The sequence below is a fragment of the Halorubrum sp. SP3 genome (assembly GCF_005435195.1).
GTDB lineage: Archaea > Halobacteriota > Halobacteria > Halobacteriales > Haloferacaceae > Halorubrum > Halorubrum sodomense.
The window spans coordinates 1-274 of record NZ_SGTU01000614.1 but is presented as its reverse complement, the minus strand read 5'-3'; the positions used below and the strand labels follow the sequence as shown (position 1 = coordinate 274).

General features: G+C 67.2%; 1 pseudogene. It reads left to right on the top strand.

The annotated features are described in order from the left end of the window. Window positions 1-274: pseudogene (locus tag EXE42_RS17765) on the top strand (phosphonate ABC transporter, permease protein PhnE); the annotation flags it as partial.

Sequence of the window (274 nt, the reverse complement as noted above, 5' to 3'; positions counted from 1 at the left end):
CGGGAGCGCCGGCTCGCTCGTCGGGGACTTCCTCCCGCCCTCGGCGACCCCGCGACAGGCCCAGCGGATCCTCGACAAGATGCTCGAGAGCGTCGCGATGGCGATGGTGTCGACGCTCACCGGCATCGTGCTGAGCGTCCCGATAGCGTTCATGGCCGCGGAGAACCTCTCGCCGAAGCCGCTGTACGCGATCAACAGGGGGTTCATCTCCGTCTCCCGGGCGTTCAACGCGATCATCGTCGGCATCATCGCGGTCAAGGCCATCGGGTTCGGA